The sequence below is a fragment of the Sphingomonas sp. 28-62-11 genome (assembly GCF_002278865.1).
Taxonomy (GTDB): domain Bacteria; phylum Pseudomonadota; class Alphaproteobacteria; order Sphingomonadales; family Sphingomonadaceae; genus Sphingomonas.
The window spans coordinates 25,232-44,793 of sequence record NZ_NCGB01000008.1 but is presented as its reverse complement, the minus strand read 5'-3'; the positions used below and the strand labels follow the sequence as shown (position 1 = coordinate 44,793).

Here is a 19,562-nt window from a genome sequence, read left to right as displayed (position 1 = left end):
GGGCGTTATCGTGCGCGGCTGCTTGCACCTACCTGTGCCGCCACCTTGGGTGCTGTGTCGGCGGGCGCCCGCGCTGCCTGGAGCGACGTACCGGCACGTCCGCTACGGAATGCAGTAAACCAGCTGATCGGGTTCCAGGTGCTGCTGCCATCGACGGAGAAAGTGATAAACTCGGCCCGCCCGCCCAGATTTTCCCATGGCACCGGGCCGCCAAGCCCCTTGTCGGGCTCACCCAGCGCAAATCGGCTATCAGCGCTGCGATCACGGTTATCCCCCATCAGGAAGACATGGTTCGCCGGAATTTTGACCGCCGGGTAATCATCGCCCGGGCTATAGCCCAGCTCGACGGTATCGTACGTCCGGCCATTGGGCAGCGTTTCGGTGACGATCGGCAAATGACATTCGAACACGCCATTGCGCCCAGCCCGCAATGCCCCCGAATAATCGGTGCAGGTGGCGTTGGCATCGACCGGGATCAGTTTGTCATGGATGGGCCCGCGCTTCACCGGGGTGCCATTCAGCACCACCACGCCGCGCCGAACCTCGAGAGTATCGCCGGGCAGGCCAATCACGCGCTTGATATAATCCTCGTTCGATCCCGGCGGGGTGACGATCACCACATCACCCCGCGTCGGCAACCGGCCGAACAACCGGCCCGGAATGAATGGCAGCAGGTGAAAGGTCGGCGATACGAACGAAAAACCGTAAGGGTATTTCGTCACCACCAGCCGATCACCGATCAGCAAGCCGGGCAACATCGATTCGGATGGAATATAGAACGGCTTGGCGACCAGACTGTGAAAGCCGAGCACGGCGAGGATCAGCCAGAAAATGCCGCGTGCCTCGCCCAGCCAGTCGGTACCTGCCTTTGCCGCCGCCGGTGAGTCATCACCGCTATTGGCATCGTGCTGACCAATACCGTCGACCGTCAACTCTTCACCCGACATCACTATCGTTCCTTACGCGTGTTTCCGTCTTGACGGCTTCAATGATAACAAAGGCCTGCGCCCAGGGATGATCATCGGTTAGCGTCAAATGTATGTGCGCGCGGTGGCCTTCGGGCGTCATTGCGTCAAGCATTGCCTTTGCTCCCCCGGTCAGCGCGAGCGTCGGCGCGCCGCTGCGCGCATTGACGACCCCGATATCCTTCATGAACACGCCGCGTTTAAATCCCGTTCCCACCGCCTTGGAAAATGCCTCCTTGGCAGCAAATCGTTTGGCATATGTGCCGGCGCGGCTGAATGGACGCTGAGCGGCTTTGGCGCGTTCGACATCGGTGAACACCCGGTTTTCGAACCGTGCGCCAAATCGGTCGAGCGACGCCTGGATGCGTTCGATGTTGCACAGGTCTGATCCCAGGCCGATGATCACTGAAACCCCCATGCGGCAAAGAACAGCGCCGCCAACACGGGGCAGAAAAACAGCGCAACGCAAACGATGGTCGTCGGCCCATATCGCGCCCAGGCGAGGAGCCCCATCGCTTTCATCCCGACGCTCGCAATCACCCCCGGTCCGGCGCGTTCGACCAGGATATCAATCATGCCGTGGCCGGTAAGATCAGGCTTTACCGCAATCGCCACGATCAACGGGCTGAGCGCGATCAGAACGCACAACGCCAGATCGAGCGCCACCAGCAGCCGCACCGGCACCGACATGCCTGCGCGCACGCGGCGGCCGGTTGCGTTCACCGCGCCACATCCATCGCCGCGCGCATCGCCCGCACGGCATCGCCCAACCCCAGAAAAATCGCATCGGCGATCAGCGAATGGCCGATATTCAATTCACGCAGCTGGGGGATCGCGGCGATCGGCGCAACATTATCTACCGTCAGCCCGTGCCCGGCATGCACCTCGATCCCATTCTTGGCGGCAAGCGCAGCGGCATCAATCAGGCGCTGCAGTTCGGCAGTGCGCGCATCGCCGGTCATTTCGGCATAGGCACCGGTGTGCAGCTCGATCACTGGCGCGCCCAGGCGCAGTGCTGCATCAATCTGACGGGCGGCAGGCTCCACGAACAGCGAGACGCGGATTCCCGCATCCTGCAGTGCGCTGACCATCGGGGCGAGGTGGTTATGCATGCCGGCCGCATCCAATCCGCCTTCGGTGGTGCGTTCCTCGCGCTTTTCGGGAACGATGCACGCGGCGTGCGGGCGGTGGCGCAGCGCAATCGCCAACATCTCTTCGGTTGCCGCCATTTCCAGATTGAGCGGGATCGTCAGCTCGGCGACCAGCCGGGCGATATCATCATCGGTGATGTGACGCCGGTCCTCGCGCAGATGCGCGGTAATGCCGTCGGCTCCCGCCTCAGCCGCCACCAGCGCGGCGCGCACAGGATCAGGATAACCCACGCCGCGCGCATTGCGCACCGTCGCGACGTGATCGATGTTGACGCCGAGCCTGAGGAATTCGGTCATGCCGCCAGCCCCCGGCTACCCGGCTTCACCGCCGGAATCGCCGCCAGTTCAGGCGGCAAGGCGTCGGCGGGATAGGCCGGGATGTCGAGCGTGCAGAGCGACACCAACGGCACACCGATATCGGCGCGACCGTTCGACCGATCGATCAAGCAGGCTGCGCCCAGCAATTCACCGGGATGTTGGCGGATGGCAGCGATACACTCGCGCGACGACAAGCCGGTCGTTACCAGATCCTCGACCATCACGATGCGAGCACCCACTGGAATCTCGAAATTGCGGCGCAGCTGAAATTCGCCGGCCTCACGCTCGACGAACACCGCCAGGCACCCCAGCGCCCGTGCCGTCTCATACCCCGGAATGATTCCGCCGATCGCGGGAGAGACGATTATGTCGACATGCCCAAATTGGGTAGTGATCAACTCGGCAAGTGCGGTGCACAGCCGGGCGGTCCGCACCGGATCCTGAAACACACGCATCTTTTGCAGGAAAACCGGCGACCTCAGGCCCGACGAGAGGATGAAATGCCCTTCCAGCAGCGCATCGGCGTCGCGAAACTCGGCCAGCACCTCGTCCTGGGTCATGATTGTCGTGCGTCCTTGGCCATTTATCTTGGGGGATTTAGGGCGGCGTGATAGGGTTCACCATAGTGTCGCGCAACGCCAGTGCCAAAAAAGCTGCGCAAAAGCTTGAGGCCGGGGGGGTGGGTGCGTATAGGCCCCGCCTAAAGGGCGTATCCCCGCGCAGGCGCAGGGCTGATAAGCGCTAATAAATATAGGGTAACGAATCGAGATGACCATGACCGGGCGTATGACGGGGCTGAAGACAATCGCGATAGCGGCCGGGCTGATGCTCGCCAGCGTCGCGCAGGCAGCGGCACCGGCCCCTGAACAGGCACCTGCTGCGGCACCCGGCGTGACCATTTCGGCCGAAACCGCGGCAGCACCAGCCACAACCACGCCCCCAACTGCCGCACCCGCCACAGTTGATCCGATGCTCGCCGATAATGGCGGCCCTGCGATCGCCCCCGTTACCGGGGTCGGGCAGCCAGTCGACAAGTTCATGGGCGTGCAGGATCAGGTTACGCCCACCGGTCGTCGTGCAGCGTGGATGCATGATGTTATTCTGATGCCGGTCATCACGGCGATCTCGATTTTCGTCCTGCTGCTGCTGATGTACGCGATGTGGCGTTATCGCCGCGCGGCCAACCCGGTCGCCTCGAAGACGTCGCACAACACGACCATTGAAGTGATCTGGACGCTCGCGCCGGTCGTCATCCTGGTGCTGATCGCGGTGCCTTCGATCGGGCTGTTGCAGGCCCAGTTCAAGCCAGCCCCCGCCAATGCCATTACGCTGAAGGCAATCGGCAACCAGTGGTACTGGTCTTACCAGTATCCAGACAATGGCGGGTTCGAAATCACGTCGAACATGCTGAAGGAAAAGGGCGCGACCGCGCCGGGCGAGCGTGCCCGCACCGATGCTGACGGCCCGGCGCTGCTCGCGACGGACAACCGCATCGTGCTGCCGGTTGGCGTGCCAATCCGCTTGCTGACCACCTCGAACGACGTAATCCACGCCTGGGCGATGCCTGCCTTCTGGATCAAGCTCGACGCGATTCCCGGCCGCATCAACGAAACCAGCTTCACCATCGAAAAACCCGGCGTCTATTTCGGCCAGTGTTCGGAACTGTGCGGCGCGCGTCATGGTTATATGCCGATCACGGTCGCAGCCGTGGACAAGGCAACATTTGACAAATGGGTGGTCGCCAAGGGCGGCACGGTAAAGGGTGCGGCGCCTGCTCCGGCAGCTGATGCACCTCCAGCACCTGCAGCCGACGCTGCCCCAGCCAATGCAACTGACACCGCGGCTCCTGCCGCCGGTGCCCCACAGGCGGACAAGTAAGACCATGACCGATATCGCCCTCACCCCCTCCGCTTTCCAGGCGCATGGCGACGATGCGCATCATCATGATGCCGATCACAAGCCGGGTTTCTTCGCGCGTTGGTTCATGTCGACCAACCACAAGGATATCGGCACGCTGTATCTGATCTTCGCGATCGTCGCGGGAATCATCGGCGGCGCGATTTCGGGCATGATGCGCGCCGAACTCGCCAATCCGGGCATCCAGTATCTCGGCTATTGGGCAACCTTCCTGCCCGGCGGTGAGCAGGGCCTCGATCATTCGCTACATCTGTGGAACGTGCTCATCACCGCGCACGGCCTGATCATGGTGTTCTTCATGGTCATGCCCGCGATGATCGGCGGCTTCGGCAACTGGTTCGTGCCCATCATGATCGGCGCGCCGGACATGGCGTTCCCCCGGATGAACAACATCTCGTTCTGGCTGCTGATCCCCAGCTTCACGCTGCTGCTGGCATCGCCCTTTTTCGGCGGCGCGGGCACCGGCTGGACGGTCTATGCACCGCTGTCGACCTATGGTGAGCCCGGCCCTGCGGTCGACATGGCGATCCTGTCGCTCCATCTTGCGGGCGCAAGCTCGATCCTGGGGGCGATCAACTTCATCACCACCATCTTCAACATGCGTGCGCCGGGTATGACGCTGCACAAGATGCCGCTGTTCGTGTGGTCGGTGTTGGTCACCGCCTTCCTGCTGCTGCTCGCCCTCCCCGTGCTCGCCGCGGCCATCACGATGCTGCTGACCGATCGTAACTTCGGTACCACCTTCTTCGATCCCGCCGGTGGCGGCGATCCAGTGCTCTACCAGCATCTCTTCTGGTTCTTCGGCCATCCCGAAGTGTACATCATGATTCTGCCCGGCTTCGGCATCGTCAGCCAGATCATCTCGACCTTCTCGAAAAAGCCGATCTTCGGCTATCTCGGCATGGCCTATGCCATGGTCGCGATCGGCGTGGTCGGTTTCGTCGTGTGGGCGCACCACATGTTCACGACCGGCCTCAGCGTGAACGTGAAGATGTACTTCACCGCCGCAACCATGATCATCGCGGTGCCAACCGGCATCAAGATTTTCAGCTGGATCGCAACGATGTGGGGCGGCTCGATGAGCTACAAGACCCCGATGATGTGGTCGATCGGCTTCATCTTCATGTTCACCGTCGGCGGCGTCACCGGCGTCGTGCTCGCCAATGGCGGCATCGACGATTACATGCAGGATACCTACTACGTCGTCGCGCATTTCCACTATGTGCTGTCGCTTGGCGCGGTGTTCAGCCTGTTTGCGGGCTTCACCTACTGGTTCCCCAAAATGTCGGGCAAGATGCTCAGCGAAGGGCTTGGCCAGCTGCACTTCTGGATGTTCTTCGTCGGCGTGAACGTGCTGTTCTTCCCGATGCACTTCCTGGGCCTGCAGGGCATGCCGCGCCGCATTCCTGACTATACCGGCGAATATGCGACCTATAATTATGTCGCGACGGTCGGCTATATGATCATGGCAACGAGCATGATCGTGTTCTTTGCCAATGTTTTGATGGCGCTGCGGTCGGGCAAGCCCGCGGGTGACAACCCATGGGGCGAGGGGGCGACGACGCTGGAATGGACGCTGTCCAGCCCGCCGCCGTTCCACCAGTTCGAAACACTGCCTGTGATCGAGGACGCCCCCAAGCACTGATGTGCTGAACCCCCTCCCGCATCGCGGGAGGGGAGGAAATTGACATGACGACGACGACTATTGCCCATCCGATCCCGGCCGACTGGCGGGATTTCCTCGCGCTCACCAAGCCGCGGGTGATGCGCTCGGTCGTGTTCACGGGGCTGTGCGGGATGCTTGTGGCCCCAGTCAGCCTGCCCCCGGTAATCGCCTTCACCGCGATCCTCGCGATTGCGATTGCGGCGGCGGCGGCTGGCACACTCAACCAGTGGTATGAAGCCGATATCGATGCGCTGATGAAGCGCACTGCCAAGCGGCCACTGGCCGCCGGGCGTATGGACCGTGAAAGCGCGCTGCATTTCGGCATCGGGCTGGGCGTGTTCAGCGTGCTGCTGATGGGGCTGGTGGTGAACCTGATCGCGGCGGCGTTTCTGGCCGTGTCGATCCTGTTCTACGTCGTCATTTACACGATCGGCCTGAAGCGCTTTACCCCGCAGAACATCGTTATCGGTGGCGCAGCGGGGGCGTTTCCGCCCCTGATCGGCTGGGTTGCGGCGACCGGAGAAATTTCGCTGCTGCCGGTCCTGATGTTCGGCCTGATTTTCCTGTGGACACCCCCGCACAGCTGGGCGCTCGCGCTGCTGATCCGTGATGATTATGCCAAGGGCGGCGTGCCGATGATGCCTGTCGTCGCTGGTGCGCGCACGACCCGCTGGCAGATGCTGTTCTATGCCGTGGCGATGGCGATTGTCGCGGTGATGCCCTGGCCGCTTGGCCTGGCAGGCGCATTCTACGGGATTGTCGCGGCTGTGGCATCGGCAGCATTCGTCGCGCTCAACATCTGGGTCGTGATGGTCGCCGCGCCAACGCCGGCGACGATGAAACCCGAACGCGTGCTGTTCGTCTATTCGATCGGCTATATTTTGGCGATGTTCGCCGCCCTTGTTGTTGATCGGTGGATCGCATGACGCCCGACGAAGAAAAACTGATCCGCGCGCGGCAGAAGTCGCGCTCGCTGGTGATGGCGCTGATCCTGGGCGGGCTTGCTGTGCTGTTTTTCGCGGTCACGATCGCCAAGATCCAGGCGGGTCACGCATGACGCCCAATTTGCGCATCGCGACGCTGGCGGCGATCGGCGTGGGGTGCATGACGGGCCTCGGCTATGCGAGCGTGCCGCTGTACAAGATGTTCTGCCAGGTGACCGGGCTGAACGGCACCACCCAGCGCGGCGGCACTGCCCCCGGTGCCGTGGACGCACAGGTGCGCGTCGATTTCGACAGCAATGTGAACCCCAAGCTGCCTTGGACCTTCAAGCCCGAAAAGACGTCCGAAACGGTTGCTGTCGGCGCGCGTGACATGGCGTTCTTCACCGCCACCAACAATTCGGACAAGCCGGTAACGGGCATGGCGACCTTCAACGTCACGCCCGCGATGGCAGGCAAATATTTCAGCAAGATTCAGTGTTTCTGCTTCAACCAGCAAACGCTGAAGCCGGGCGAGACGGTGCGCATGCCGGTGATCTTCTTCGTCGATCCGAAAATGCTTGCCGATCCCGATGCCAAGGATATCCGCACAATCACGCTCAGCTACACATTTTACCCTGTGGATTCCGCGAAGACCGCAGGCTAGAGCGCACTCCAACAGCTTCTAACGGGAAACGACGATGGCCGGCGCCAAGAACCACGATTACCACATCCTACCGCCCAGCATCTGGCCCTTTATGGGGGCGATGTCGTCGCTCGCATTGGCGGCTGGTGGAATCATGTGGATGCACAAGGCACCCAATGGCGGCCTGGTGTTCTATCTTGGCCTGGCAGGCGTCTTGGCGACCGCCTATCTTTGGTGGCGCGACGTGATCAAGGAAGCGCATTCGGGCGATCATACCCCGGTGGTGCAGCTTCATCTGCGCTATGGCATGATCCTGTTCATCGCCTCCGAAGTGATGTTTTTCGTCGGCTGGTTCTGGGCATTCTTCGATTTCTCGCTGTTCCCGGCACCGATCGAGGTGATGGAAGGCGAAGTGACGCGTCTGACCGAAACGGTGGTAAACCTTGCCGGCCAGTGGCCGCCCAAGGGCATCGAAGTGATCAGCCCCTGGGGCTTCCCGTTGCTCAACACCGTCATCCTGCTGCTGTCGGGCACCACGGTGACCTGGGCGCACCACTCGCTGATTCACGGCGACCGCCAGGGCCTGAAGAATGGCCTGTGGATCACGATCGCGCTCGGCCTGCTGTTCAGCACGATCCAGGGCTATGAATATGCCGAAGCGCCCTTCTCGTTCGCGGGTACCAATTTCGGCGCATCCTTCTTCATGGCGACCGGTTTCCACGGCTTTCACGTGCTGATCGGTACGATCTTCCTGATCGTGTGCCAGTTCCGCGTTTATGCCGGGCATTTCACGCCCCGCCAGCATTTCGGATTCGAGGCGGCGGCCTGGTATTGGCATTTCGTCGACGTCGTCTGGCTGTTCCTGTTCGTGTCGATCTATGTCTGGGGCGGTGCAGGCGCGCCGGTCCACGGCGGCTGAGCTACTGATGCACTCACCCTGGCAGCTTGCCCAGATCAACATCGCCCGGCTGATCGCGCCGGCGGGGGATCCGCAAGTTGCCGGGTTTTTCGATGAACTGGCGCGGATCAACGAGCTCGCAGATGCGTCGCCAGGCTTTGTCTGGCGGCTGCAGGACGGGAATGGCGATGCCACGGCGATACAGCCGACGCCTGATCCGCTGTTGATCGTCAACATGTCAGTGTGGCAGGATGCCGAAAGCCTGTTCGATTTCACCTATCGCACCGCACATACCGAAGTGATGGCGCAGCGCCGAAGCTGGATGGAAACCACCCGAACCGCTTATCAGGCGCTGTGGTGGATCGAATCGGGTACGCTGCCGACGGTCGAGCAGGGCCTGTCGCGGCTGTGGATGCTCGATCGATTCGGGCCAACCGCGCATGCCTTCACCTTCAAAGCGCGTTTTCCCGCACCGAACGACATCGGCCCCCCAATCGACATGCGCCCGGACCCGTGGTGCCTTGGCCGCGCCTGAAACCTCAGCGGTAACCCCGCCCACGCCGATTCAGGTAGCATTACACGGCCAGTGCCCGCGTTGTGGCGCGAAGACGCTTTTTGCGGGAATCACCAACTTCGCGGATCGCTGCGCGGTATGCGATCTCGATATCGGCGCCTTCAATGTCGGCGACGGTCCGGCGGCCTTCCTGACGCTGATCATCGGCACGATCGTGATGATCGGCGCGGTGACGCTGACGCTAACGATTGCGCCGCCAATCTGGGTGCACCTGCTTCTCTGGACCCCGCTGACCGCAATCGGAATCATCGGCGCGCTTCGGCTATCCAAGGGGGCGCTGATCAGCCTCGAATATCGCAACGCCGCGCACGAGGGTCAGCTGAAAAAGCCGAAACCATGAACCGCATTCCCGTCATCCCCACCATCATCGTCGGCTTGGCGGTCGCTTTGATGATCGCACTTGGTTGCTGGCAGCTATTCGATCGGTTGCCAAAGAAAGAAGCGTTCCTGGCCCAGTTGGCAGTCAACCCGTCACGACCGCCGATCGCTTTTCCGAGCATTCCGACCGACAAGTCGCTGCTGTTCCGGCGCACCGGTGCCTTTTGCCTTCAGCCGACCAGCTGGAAAACCGAAGGGGCAGGCCGCTTTGGCTGGCGTTACATCGCCCAGTGCCGCACCGGGGCGGAAGGGCCGGGCTTTGCCGTCGAAATGGGCATTTCGCGCGATCCCAATGCCAAGCCGCAATGGCGCGGCGGCGACGTGACCGGCACGATTGCACTCGCCCCTGCCAAGCGCAGCCTGATCGGCAATCTATTCAGTACCGAACTCGAAACGCTGATGATCGTGGCGGATACTCCGCCGCCGGGCTTCACCCGCGCGCCCCGCCCTAAGATCGATTCGATCCCGAACAATCATCTGGCCTATGGCGTGCAGTGGTTCCTCTTCGCCGCGATTGCGGTGGGGATTTATGTACTGGCGCTGCGCCGCAAATGGCGGGATGCGCCTGCCCCGTCGCCGCCCGCTACCTGAGCCAAGCTTGTGCAGTGCGGCACCGCCCGTTAACGCGGGCGTAATGCGCTATATCAGTACCCGCGGGGCCGCCCCCGTTCTCGATTTCGAACAGGTCACGCTGGCCGGGCTCGCCAGCGATGGCGGGCTGTATGTGCCCGAACACTGGCCCACGCTAAACACCGACCAGATCGCCGCGCTGCGCGGCCTATCCTATGTCGATACCGCGGTAGCGGTAATGACCCCATTTATCGGCGATACGATGAGCAGCGCCGATCTGCGCACCTTGTGCGTCCAGGCCTATGGCCGCTTCTCTCATGCGGCCGTCACCCCGCTTGTCCAGCTCGACCAGCAACACTGGCTGCTCGAGCTGTTCCACGGGCCGACGCTGGCGTTCAAGGATGTCGCGCTTCAGCTCGTCGGACTGCTGTTCGAACGGTTTCTGACCGGGTCGACACAGCAGCTGACCGTGATCGGCGCGACCAGCGGCGACACGGGTTCCGCCGCGATCGATGCGCTGGCGGGGCGTGCCGGGGTCGATGTGTTCATGCTCCATCCCAAGGGCCGCGTTTCCGATGTGCAGCGCCGCCAGATGACGACGGTGCTTGCCCCCAATGTCCACAACATCGCGCTGGAAGGGGCAAGCTTCGACGATGCCCAGGCGTTGGTGAAGGCGATGTTCAACGATTCGTCGTTTTCGACGCGCTTCACGCTGTCAGCGGTCAATTCGATCAACTGGGCGCGGCTGATGGCGCAGATCGTCTATTATTTCTACGCCGCCGTACGGCTGGGCGCGCCGGAGCGGCCGGTTGCCTTTTCGGTGCCGACAGGCAATTTCGGCGACGTCTTTGCAGGCTATGTCGCCGCAAAAATGGGCCTGCCCGTCGCCCGGCTGGTCGTTGCGACCAATGTGAACGACATCCTCCACCGCGCGATCAGCGATGGGGACTATTCGCAAGGAACGGTCGTCCCCACGCCGAGCCCGTCGATGGACATTCAGGTAAGCAGCAATTTTGAACGGCTGCTGTTCGATCTGGGTGGCCGCGACGGTGCTGCGATGGCAACCCAGATGCGCGGTTTCGAAGCCAGCCGCGCGATGCAGCTTACCAACACCCAGCGCGATGGTGCCGCAAGGTTGTTCGACAGTGCGCGGGTCGACGGGAATGAAATGGCGCTGGCCATGCGCTGGGCGCAGGCCGAGGCCGGGCAGATTATTGATCCGCACACCGCCATCGGTCTCGCCGCCGCGCGCCGCCTCGATCTGGGCGACACACCCGTTGTGACGCTCGCCACCGCACACCCTTCCAAGTTTGGCGATGCCGTCGAACGGGCGACGGGTATCCGCCCAGCGCTGCCCAGCCGTATCGGCAATCTGTTCGACCGGACCGAGCGCTATACGACGCTGCCAGCCACTTTCGACGCCGTGACCTCGTTTATCGCGGCGCGGGCAACAGCACGCTCGTGAACCTGATTACGCTGATCGGTGAGCCTTGGGCCGATTACGGCTTGGTGGATAGCGGCGATGGGCGCAAGCTGGAGCGATATGGTCGCTTTCGCTTCATCCGCCCCGAACCCCAGGCGATGTGGGCACCCGCCAGCGACCATTGGGAAGCCGACGGCGATTTCATCGGCGCGTCGGACGAGGAAGGCGGCGGGCGCTGGCATTTGTCAAAGGACGTGCCACGCGGCGGTTGGCATATCCGGTGGGAGGAGCTGTTGTTCCTCGCGCAGAATACCCCCTTTCGCCACCTCGCCTTTTTCCCTGACATGGCGCCGCAATGGGCGTGGATGCGTGAACGGGTGTCCGAGGGGGATCAGGTGATGAACCTGTTCGGCTATACAGGCGTCGGCACGCTTGCGCTGGCGGCGAGGGGCGCCGCGGTGACGCATGTCGACGCATCGAAGAAATCGGTCGAGGCGGGCAAAGCAAACGCGTTCCTATCCGACCTCGCTGATCGCCCGATCCGCTGGATGGTCGACGACGCGGCGAAGTTCACCGCGCGTGAGGTCCGTCGTGGCAAACGTTATGACGGCATTTTTCTGGACCCGCCCAAGTTTGGTCGCGGGCCGACCGGGGAGGTTTGGCGGCTGGAAGAAAACCTGCCTGCCCTGATCGCCGATTGCCGCGCGCTGCTCGATGCCGACAGCAAGTTTTTGGTGCTAACGGTCTATGCGGTGCGCATGTCGGCGCTAGCGATCGGCGAGCTGGTTCGGCAAGCGATGGCCGATCTGGGCGGCACGGTCGAAGTCGGCGAAATGGCTGTTCGCGAAGAAGCGCGGGGGTTGTTGCTACCCACCGCGATCTTCGCGCGGTGGACGCGCTAAAGATCAGGCTTGAAGCCAATCTTTAGCGCGTCGACGCTGCGATCAGGGCTTGGTCTTCAGAAAGGCGATCACATCCGCACGGTCCTGCGGCTTCTTCAGGCCACCAAAGGCCATCTTGGTGCCGGGCATGAACTTCATCGGCGCTTCGAGATATTTATAAAGCGTCGGCGCAGTCCAAACGACACCACTTTTCAAGTTTGCGGCAGAATATTTGAAGCCTGGCACCGTCCCAGACTTGCGGCCGACGACGCCCGCCAGCGACGGACCGATACGGTTCACGCCTTTGTCGGTTACATGGCAAACCTTGCACTGATTAAACACCTTCTGGCCCGCAGCAGCATTGCCTGCTGGCATGGGCTGCGCAGCGGCAGGGATAGCGATGACGGTGGCAGCGATGGCAGCGGGAAGCAGATACCTGACCATATTGGTTTCGTTCCTGATATTGATGGACCTCCCCAATTTAACGGGCGACGAGACGCAATCAAGCGTTCAATGAATCCAAGGCGATTTATCGGGATGAGGGCCGTTGCGGCATCGCTTCGAACCCTTCCGATGAATCCGGCTCATTCCCGCCCTACGCGGATCGCCGCGGCTGCCACCACCGGAGCGCCCACCATAAGCAGCAACGTTACCGCGCCGAGCAGCTTCAACGCCCCCTCGCCCCCCTCGATCGATCCTGCGCCAAAGATGAGCAAGGGCACCGCCAGCGGGAGCATCACCAATCCCGCAACCGAACTCGCCCCGCGAAGCCCCGCTACCAGTGCCGATGTCGCCACCGCCAGCGCGGCCAGCCCTGGCGTGCCGACCAGCAGCCCCAACTCGATCGCCCCCAATGTCGCCGCATCAATGCCCAGCAAGCCGCTCGCCACCACCGCCGCCAGCATCAGCGGCGGGCCAAAACTGATCCAGTGCGCGATCATCTTGGCCGCTGCTACCTCGACCAAACTACCGCCGCGCACCGCGATCTGATCGAGCACGCCGGCATCGGCATCGGGCGACACCAGCCGCTCGACCGGCAACAATGCCGCGAGCAAGGCCGCCGCCCAGATCACGCCGCCGCCGATCCGCGCGAGCAGTTCTCGATCCGGCCCGACGCCGAAGGGAAACAGGATGCAGGCGAGCAGGAAGAAGGCGACCGGAAACACCGCCCCGCCCCCGGTCCAGGCCCGGCGGACATCGCGCACGATCAGCAGCCAGATCATGCCACCGCCTCCACGCCCGCCAGTGTCATCTCGCGCGCGCCGGGGACGTCGATCGGCTGATGTGTCGCGATCAACACCGCCCCACCCCGCCCACGGTGTGCCGCGATGATTTCCCCCAGCCGCGCCACCGATGCCACGTCGAGTCCACTTGCCGGTTCGTCGAGCAGCCACACGGGCGCCCGCCCCGCAATCAACGGTGCAAGCGCCGCACGGCGGCGCTGCCCGGTCGACAGCAACCGCACCGGCACGGTGGCGATATGCGCGAGGCCAATCTCCTCCAGCGCCGCCGCGACCTCGGCACGCCCCGCGCTGTCGATCCGCGCCCAGAACAGCAGCGAATCGGCCAGTGTCCGTTCGGGGTCGAGCGCATGTGCTTCGGCGAGATAGGCGCGCGCCACGCTCCCCGCCACAGTCCCGGCGGAAGGTGGCAGCAACCCGGCAGCGATCCGGATGAGGCTCGATTTGCCGATACCGTTCGGGCCGCTGACGATCAGCGCATCACCGCCATCCAATGCAAACGAAACATTGTCGAACAGCAGCCGCCCGCCGCGTGTGCAGGCGACAGCGTCAAACGCTAGTCCGCTCAAGCTTGAGCTTCCAACGCATGCATATCATCATCCGACAGCCCGAAATGATGTCCGACCTCGTGTACGACGACATGCGTGATCAGCGCCTTCAGATCGACGCCGGTATCGCACCATTCGTCCAGGATCGGGCGGCGATACAGGTGAATCCGATCAGGCAGCGCGCCCGATTGCATGCTGCTTTTATCGCCGACCGGCTGGCCGTGATACAGCCCGGTCAGGCCGAACGGATCCTCGATTTCCAGATCGGCAAGCGTCTCCTCATCGGCGAATTCCTCGACGATCAGCACGATATCGGCCAGATGTGCGGCGAACGGGTCGGGCAGGCGCTTCAGCACCCCGCGCGCCAGTGCCTCGATTTGCTCTGCAGTCGGTGCTTGCCCTGTCATGGCAAGGCACATAGGCTCAGGCGGCAAGCCACGGCAAGAGGACGAAGATGGTCGAGCAGTTAAGCGAAGCGGAACGCGCCGAGGCGCTTGATGGCCTGCCCGACTGGGATTGGGACGAAGCCCGCGATGCCATCACCCGCAGCCTTGTGTTCACCGACTTCGTCGAGGCATTTGGCTTCATGAGCCGGGTCGCGCTGCTCGCCGAAAAGGCGGACCATCACCCCGAATGGTCGAATGTTTGGAACCGCGTCGATATCCTGCTGACCACGCACGATGCAGGCGGGCTGAGTCACCGCGATACCGAACTGGCGGCGGCAATCGACGCGCTGGTCGATTAGTGTGACATTTCACTAAAATCGCCCAACATCCGTTCGCCCTGAGCGAAGTCGAAGGGCACGCACAGCGCCTGGGCTTCGACTTCGCTCAGCCCGAACGGAGGAGGTTGATTGTAAAACGAAGGGCCTCGCCCCCTTAGCGCAGCGCCTGCCGCGTCTTCATTTGCTTACGCAGCCCGCCTGGCATCCAGCGCGCAGCAAAAGCGAGGCGCTTTGCCGTTTTGCCGACGAGCGTGTGCAGCTTGTCACCGTGCACCGCATCCCATGCCGCTTGTGCAACGTCGACCACGGGCGTGATTTCCATGCCGCCATCGATCACCGCTTCCTTTACCGATCGGTTCGATCCGGTGATCCCGGCCTGCAACAACGGCGTATCGATAAAGCTCGGCATCAACGATCGCACCTTGATGCCATCCGCTGCCCATTCGCCATCGAGTGATTCGGTGAGCGCCCGCACCCCGAACTTGGTGACCGCATAGATGCCGATCCCGGGCCCGCCATAAATACCCGCCGCAGAGGCCGTATTGAGCAGGCAGGATCCGGGCGTTGCCTTCAGATAAGGATAGCCGATCTTCGCGCCGTTGATGACGCCCATGAGGTTGATGCCGACCACCCGGTCGATCTCATCGAAGCTGTTGTCGGCCAGCGTGCCGCCTGCCGCGATCCCGGCATTGTTGAACAGCACGTCCAGCCGCCCGCCGCTTGTGGCGACAAAGGCATCGAGCGCGACTTTCCAGCCATCGCGGTCGCGCACATCCATAACATGCGTCGTTGTCTGCCCGGCGGGGAGCAAGGCCGCGGTCTCAGCGAGGGCGGCTGCATTCACATCGGCCAGGCCCACATGCCAGCCCCGGCTCGCGAACAGGATCGCCACTGCGCGGCCAATGCCCGATCCACCACCGGTGATGAAGATTGCCTTGGTGCTGCTCATGATACCCCCTGTTCGCCCCTGTTTGACCTTGCGCGCTTCATCCCGCATCACCAGCGGCGATGCCACAAGAATCGCGCAATACTGGCCCGTCCGTCTCGTTTGAGGCCGTATCGAAGCGATATGCAGGCGGCGCGAACGCCGTCGACACGGTATCGGTAACGATCGCTGCGGGCAGTTTCGTCGCGTTGGTCGGCAGTTCGGGCTCGGGCAAATCGACGCTGCTGAAGATGATCAACCGGCTGGTCGAACCGAGCAGCGGCCGCGTGCTGGTCAATAATGCGCCGGTGGGGGAGGAAGACGCCCATCTGTTGCGCCGCCGGATCGGCTATATCTTCCAGAATGTCGGGTTGTTTCCGCATCTGACAGTGGCCGAGAATATCGCGATCGGGCTGCGGCTGAGCGGCAGCAAGGATAATGCGGCGCGGGTGGGCGACTTGCTCGATCTGGTCGATCTGCCGCGCGATTTCGCCAGTCGCACTCCGGATGCGCTGTCGGGCGGACAGCGCCAGCGCGTCGGCGTGGCGCGCGCGCTGGCAACCGAGCCGGGGCTGCTGATCATGGACGAGCCGTTCGGCGCGCTCGATCCGGTCACCCGCGATCAGCTGGGCGCCTCGATCCGGGGGCTGCACGACCGGCTTGGCCTGACGACGATCATGGTGACGCACGACATGGCCGAGGCATTGCTGTTGGCGGACCGCGTGCTGGTGATGGACGCCGGCCGGATCGTCGCGGATTGCACGCCGCGCGCTCTCATCGCAGGCGAGGGCGGCGCGCAGGCCGATGCGCTCGTCGCGGTGCCGCGCGAGCAGGCGCGGCGGCTGCGCGCGCTGGAGGGCGAGGCATGAACAGCCCGTTCTTCGATGCGCTGGCGCGCGTGCCCGATCTGTTGGCGGCGCATCTGTTGCTGGCGGCGTCCGCGCTGATGCTGGGGCTGGTGATCAGCCTGCCGCTCGCCATCTGGTCGGCCCGGCGACCATTGGTGGCACGCACCGCGCTCGGTTTTGCGAGCCTGGTGCAGACGATCCCGAGCCTCGCGCTGCTCGCTCTCTTCTACCCGCTGCTGCTGTCGCTATCAGCGCTGGTGGGCGGCGGCATCCCCGCGCTCGGCTTCCTGCCCTCGTTGCTGGCGCTGACGCTGTATGCGCTGCTGCCGATCCTGCGCAACGGCGTGACGGGGCTGACCAGCCTCGATCCCGCAGTAATCGAGGCCGCCGACGGCGTGGGGATGACGGCATGGCAGAAACTGCTGCTGGTCGAAGCACCCCTCGTCTCGCCCGTGCTGATGGCCGGCATCCGCACCGCCGCCGTCTGGACGATCGGCGCGGCCACCCTGTCCACCACGGTCGGGCAACCAAGCCTCGGCGACATGATCTTCGCCGGGCTGCAGACGCAGAACTGGGCGCTGGTGCTCGCCGGGTGCCTGACGGCGGCGACACTGGCGCTGGTGGTCGATGCGCTGCTCGGCGTGGTCGAGCACGCCATCGCATACCGCAAACGCATCCGCGCCTTTGTTGCACTTGGCGTGCTGGCAGCGGGCATTCTGCTGGCACTCACGCCGATGCTGCCGACCGGGCAGAAAAGCGTCGTCGTCGGCGCAAAAGGATTTTCTGAGCAATATATTCTTGCCCGGCTAATCGGCCACCGGCTCGAACGCGCGGGCTACCGCGTCACCTACCGCGAGGGGCTGGGATCGGCGGTGGTGTTCGGCGCGCTCGCGAGCGGCGATATCGACGTCTATGTCGATTATTCGGGCACGATCTGGACCAACGAAATGAAGCGCACCGATGTGCCGCCCCGCGCCGCCATCGTGCAGGGAATCGCCGGCTGGACCGACAAGACCCACGGCATCCGCATGCTCGGCGCGTTGGGTTTCGAAAACGCCTATGCCTTTGCGATGCGCGGGGACCAGGCAAAAAAGCTCGGTATCGCGACACTCGATGATCTGGTGGCGCAGGCGCCGGCGCTGGCGTTCGGCTCCGACCTCGAATTTCTCGAACGCCCAGAATGGGCGGCGGTGAAGCGCGCCTATCCGCTCAGCTTCAAATCGGCCCAGGCGTATAACCCCACCTTCATGTACCGCGCGATCGACAGTGGCCGTGCCGATGTAATCTCCGCTTTCTCCTCCGACGGGCGGATCGCGGCGCAAAAGCTGACGGTGCTTGGCGATCCCAAAGGCGCGATCCCCGGCTATAACGCGATCCTGATGGTCGACCGCGACCATGCCAAGGACGACCGCTTCCTCAACGCCGTGCGCCCGCTCATCGGCCATATCCCGGTCGAGCTGATGCGCGAGGCGAATTACATGGTCGATCGCGACACCGACAAGGCCAGCCCCGAAGAGGCAGCGACCTGGCTAGAGGCGCGGATCGGGCGATAGCCCGTCTATCATGCAGGGCGACAAGGTCTATTTTGACCGAAGACGTTCCTTTTGGTTGAGTAGCCCCCTCACCCCTTACCGTTCGGGCTGAGCCCCGGGTATCGCCTTTGCCGATCCCGAGGACAGGCTACGTCGAAGACCAGGCGCTGCGCGTACCCTTCGACTTCGCTCAGGGCGAACGGACGTAGATGCCGGGAGAAGCGATCTGTATGACAACCACCGAAGATGCTGGTGTGCCGTCGATCACCCTGCCCGCGCTTTTCCTGAAATTCCTCCGCTTCGGCGCGCTCGCCTTTGGCGGGCCGGTCGCGCAGATTGCGATGATCCGGCAGGCGCTGGTGGATGATGAGCGCTGGATTTCGGTACCGCGCTTCAACCGGTTGCTCGCGGTGATGCAGGTACTGCCCGGGCCGGAAGCGCATGAGCTGTGCGTGCATCTGGGGATCATGGCGCGCGGGCGGATCGGTGGCCTTCTCGCCGGGCTCGGGTTCATGCTGCCGGGACTGGTGCTGATGCTCGGCTGTGCCTGGGCCTACGCGACCTATATCGCCGGACAGCCGGAGCTGGCGGGAGTATTGCTGGGCGTACAGGCGGCGGTGATCGGCATTATCGTGCGCGCGATTTACCGTATCGGCAGCCACATCCTGATTGAGAACAGCCTGATCGCGATCGCCGTGGTGAGCGCGCTGGCGACGCTGGTCGGCGTGCCCTTTTGGGTGCCGCTCGCCGCCGGGGGGATCGTGCACGCGCTGGGGCTGCGCATGATCGCGGCAGCATTGCTGATGGCGGTTGCCGCCTTGCTCGGCTGGGGCGTTACCGGAAGCGGGATCGGCGTAACACCGAACCTTGCTACAACGGCTGCCATCCAGGCGACAACACTTGCGCTGTTCGTTGCCGGACTGAAAGGCGGGCTGTTGACGTTCGGCGGTGCCTATACCGCCATTCCCTATGTCCGCGCGGATACCGTTGGGCGGGGCTGGATTAGCGACGGCGCGTTTCTGGACGGGGTTGCGATTGCCGGGGTGTTGCCCGCGCCGCTGGTGATTTTCGGCACCTTTGCCGGATTTCAGGCTGGCGGCTGGGCCGGGGCGCTGGCGTTGACGGCGGGGATGTTCTTGCCGGCTTTTGCCTTTTCGATGGTCTTTTTCGAACGGCTCGAGCAACTCGTCGAAGCCCCGGCGTTGCACCGTCTGCTCGATGGGATCGCGGCTGCGGTCGTCGGCATTATCGCTACGACCTGCGCCCAGCTGACGGTGGCAACGCTTGACCGGGCGCCGACCACGTGGCCGATTGTACTACTGGGCACCGCCGCCCTGATCGGCACATCGCGATGGAAGAGCAAACTCGCGACGCCGGTGCTGTTGGCGCTCGGCGGGATAGGCGGGGCGCTGCTGTTCGCATAACCCCGCCGATCAA

Annotated in this window: 25 protein-coding genes; 15 read left to right on the top strand and 10 right to left on the bottom strand. The window is 63.3% G+C overall.

All coding sequences use genetic code 11. The annotated features are described in order from the left end of the window. Positions 1-5: 5 nt before the first annotated feature. From lepB to pyrE, 5 genes are read right to left on the bottom strand one after another with little or no spacing between them, the layout of a single operon-like run. Positions 6-947: a S26 family signal peptidase gene (gene lepB / locus B7Y49_RS03835; RefSeq protein WP_374126250.1), complete on the bottom strand. Its 942-nt coding sequence runs from the start codon at positions 945-947 to the stop codon at positions 6-8. Next, the gene (gene acpS / locus B7Y49_RS03830; RefSeq protein ID WP_374126249.1) at positions 937-1,371 is read right to left on the bottom strand and encodes a holo-ACP synthase; all 435 of its coding nucleotides are present in this window, start codon (positions 1,369-1,371) and stop codon (positions 937-939) included. The genes lepB and acpS overlap by 11 nt, the downstream gene beginning before the upstream one ends. After that, complete coding sequence (locus B7Y49_RS03825; RefSeq protein ID WP_374126248.1) at positions 1,368-1,688, bottom strand: hypothetical protein; 321 nt, start codon at positions 1,686-1,688, stop codon at positions 1,368-1,370. Before B7Y49_RS03825 ends, acpS begins: the two co-directional genes overlap by 4 nt. Further along, positions 1,685-2,413 carry a pyridoxine 5'-phosphate synthase gene (locus B7Y49_RS03820; RefSeq protein WP_374126247.1) on the bottom strand — a complete coding sequence of 243 codons (729 nt, stop codon included), beginning with the start codon at positions 2,411-2,413 and terminating at the stop codon, positions 1,685-1,687. The genes B7Y49_RS03825 and B7Y49_RS03820 overlap by 4 nt, the downstream gene beginning before the upstream one ends. Then, on the bottom strand, positions 2,410-2,994 hold the full coding sequence (pyrE, locus tag B7Y49_RS03815) for an orotate phosphoribosyltransferase (RefSeq protein ID WP_374126246.1): 585 nt from the start codon (positions 2,992-2,994) through the stop codon (positions 2,410-2,412). Before pyrE ends, B7Y49_RS03820 begins: the two co-directional genes overlap by 4 nt. Before the next feature lie 214 nt (positions 2,995-3,208). Here pyrE and coxB point away from each other — a divergent pair, with 214 nt between their 5' ends. Genes coxB through B7Y49_RS03760 form a run of 11 tightly spaced genes read left to right on the top strand, consistent with a single transcriptional unit; the run spans position 3,209 to position 12,328 of the window. Beyond that, positions 3,209-4,312, top strand: coding sequence for a cytochrome c oxidase subunit II (coxB, locus tag B7Y49_RS03810; protein WP_374126245.1), 1,104 nt, complete (start codon positions 3,209-3,211; stop codon positions 4,310-4,312). A 4-nt stretch (positions 4,313-4,316) separates the two neighbouring features. Beyond that, a complete protein-coding gene (gene ctaD, locus B7Y49_RS03805) occupies positions 4,317-5,996 on the top strand; it encodes a cytochrome c oxidase subunit 1 (RefSeq protein WP_374126244.1) in 1,680 nt (559 codons plus the stop codon). A 44-nt stretch (positions 5,997-6,040) separates the two neighbouring features. Next, positions 6,041-6,943 carry a protoheme IX farnesyltransferase gene (locus B7Y49_RS03800; protein WP_374126243.1) on the top strand — a complete coding sequence of 301 codons (903 nt, stop codon included), beginning with the start codon at positions 6,041-6,043 and terminating at the stop codon, positions 6,941-6,943. Further along, complete coding sequence (locus tag B7Y49_RS03795; protein ID WP_374126242.1) at positions 6,940-7,074, top strand: hypothetical protein; 135 nt, start codon at positions 6,940-6,942, stop codon at positions 7,072-7,074. Before B7Y49_RS03800 ends, B7Y49_RS03795 begins: the two co-directional genes overlap by 4 nt. Then, on the top strand, positions 7,071-7,604 hold the full coding sequence (locus B7Y49_RS03790; protein ID WP_374126241.1) for a cytochrome c oxidase assembly protein: 534 nt from the start codon (positions 7,071-7,073) through the stop codon (positions 7,602-7,604). Before B7Y49_RS03795 ends, B7Y49_RS03790 begins: the two co-directional genes overlap by 4 nt. A 34-nt stretch (positions 7,605-7,638) precedes the next feature. Next, positions 7,639-8,502 (top strand): cytochrome c oxidase subunit 3, encoded by an 864-nt coding sequence (locus B7Y49_RS03785; RefSeq protein WP_374126240.1) that lies wholly within the window; start codon positions 7,639-7,641, stop codon positions 8,500-8,502. Between the two features lie 7 nt (positions 8,503-8,509). Next, complete coding sequence (locus tag B7Y49_RS03780) at positions 8,510-9,016, top strand: DUF3291 domain-containing protein (RefSeq protein ID WP_374126239.1); 507 nt, start codon at positions 8,510-8,512, stop codon at positions 9,014-9,016. Then, positions 9,003-9,395, top strand: a complete 393-nt coding sequence (locus B7Y49_RS03775; RefSeq protein WP_374126238.1) for a DUF983 domain-containing protein — start codon at positions 9,003-9,005, stop codon at positions 9,393-9,395. Before B7Y49_RS03780 ends, B7Y49_RS03775 begins: the two co-directional genes overlap by 14 nt. Next, positions 9,392-10,024 (top strand): SURF1 family protein, encoded by a 633-nt coding sequence (locus B7Y49_RS03770; protein ID WP_374126237.1) that lies wholly within the window; start codon positions 9,392-9,394, stop codon positions 10,022-10,024. The genes B7Y49_RS03775 and B7Y49_RS03770 overlap by 4 nt, the downstream gene beginning before the upstream one ends. A 43-nt stretch (positions 10,025-10,067) precedes the next feature. Beyond that, on the top strand, positions 10,068-11,468 hold the full coding sequence (thrC, locus tag B7Y49_RS03765; RefSeq protein WP_374126236.1) for a threonine synthase: 1,401 nt from the start codon (positions 10,068-10,070) through the stop codon (positions 11,466-11,468). Then, positions 11,465-12,328, top strand: coding sequence for a class I SAM-dependent methyltransferase (locus tag B7Y49_RS03760; RefSeq protein WP_374126235.1), 864 nt, complete (start codon positions 11,465-11,467; stop codon positions 12,326-12,328). The genes thrC and B7Y49_RS03760 overlap by 4 nt, the downstream gene beginning before the upstream one ends. Before the next feature lie 42 nt (positions 12,329-12,370). On the opposite strand, the gene B7Y49_RS03755 is transcribed toward B7Y49_RS03760, so the two are convergent. The 4 genes from B7Y49_RS03755 to B7Y49_RS03740 form a co-directional block, all read right to left on the bottom strand. Next, positions 12,371-12,751 carry a cytochrome c family protein gene (locus B7Y49_RS03755; protein WP_374126234.1) on the bottom strand — a complete coding sequence of 127 codons (381 nt, stop codon included), beginning with the start codon at positions 12,749-12,751 and terminating at the stop codon, positions 12,371-12,373. A 140-nt stretch (positions 12,752-12,891) separates the two neighbouring features. Then, positions 12,892-13,530, bottom strand: a complete 639-nt coding sequence (locus B7Y49_RS03750) for a heme exporter protein CcmB (protein WP_374126233.1) — start codon at positions 13,528-13,530, stop codon at positions 12,892-12,894. Beyond that, complete coding sequence (gene ccmA / locus B7Y49_RS03745) at positions 13,527-14,117, bottom strand: heme ABC exporter ATP-binding protein CcmA (protein WP_374126232.1); 591 nt, start codon at positions 14,115-14,117, stop codon at positions 13,527-13,529. Before ccmA ends, B7Y49_RS03750 begins: the two co-directional genes overlap by 4 nt. Then, positions 14,114-14,503 carry a metallopeptidase family protein gene (locus B7Y49_RS03740; protein WP_374126231.1) on the bottom strand — a complete coding sequence of 130 codons (390 nt, stop codon included), beginning with the start codon at positions 14,501-14,503 and terminating at the stop codon, positions 14,114-14,116. The genes ccmA and B7Y49_RS03740 overlap by 4 nt, the downstream gene beginning before the upstream one ends. A 47-nt stretch (positions 14,504-14,550) precedes the next feature. On the opposite strand from B7Y49_RS03740, the gene B7Y49_RS03735 reads away from it, so the two are divergent. Further along, a complete protein-coding gene (locus B7Y49_RS03735) occupies positions 14,551-14,841 on the top strand; it encodes a 4a-hydroxytetrahydrobiopterin dehydratase (protein ID WP_374126230.1) in 291 nt (96 codons plus the stop codon). A 133-nt stretch (positions 14,842-14,974) separates the two neighbouring features. On the opposite strand, the gene B7Y49_RS03730 is transcribed toward B7Y49_RS03735, so the two are convergent. Then, a complete protein-coding gene (locus B7Y49_RS03730) occupies positions 14,975-15,769 on the bottom strand; it encodes an SDR family oxidoreductase (RefSeq protein ID WP_374126229.1) in 795 nt (264 codons plus the stop codon). Between the two features lie 59 nt (positions 15,770-15,828). On the opposite strand from B7Y49_RS03730, the gene B7Y49_RS03725 reads away from it, so the two are divergent. The 3 genes from B7Y49_RS03725 to chrA all read left to right on the top strand — a co-directional run bounded on the left by B7Y49_RS03725 (position 15,829) and on the right by chrA (position 19,549). Beyond that, positions 15,829-16,614, top strand: coding sequence for an ABC transporter ATP-binding protein (locus B7Y49_RS03725; protein ID WP_374126228.1), 786 nt, complete (start codon positions 15,829-15,831; stop codon positions 16,612-16,614). Continuing rightward, positions 16,611-18,146, top strand: a complete 1,536-nt coding sequence (locus B7Y49_RS03720; protein WP_374126227.1) for an ABC transporter permease/substrate-binding protein — start codon at positions 16,611-16,613, stop codon at positions 18,144-18,146. Before B7Y49_RS03725 ends, B7Y49_RS03720 begins: the two co-directional genes overlap by 4 nt. Positions 18,147-18,355: 209 nt before the next feature. Continuing rightward, positions 18,356-19,549, top strand: a complete 1,194-nt coding sequence (gene chrA / locus B7Y49_RS03715; RefSeq protein WP_374126226.1) for a chromate efflux transporter — start codon at positions 18,356-18,358, stop codon at positions 19,547-19,549. The last annotated feature ends 13 nt before the right edge of the window (positions 19,550-19,562 follow it).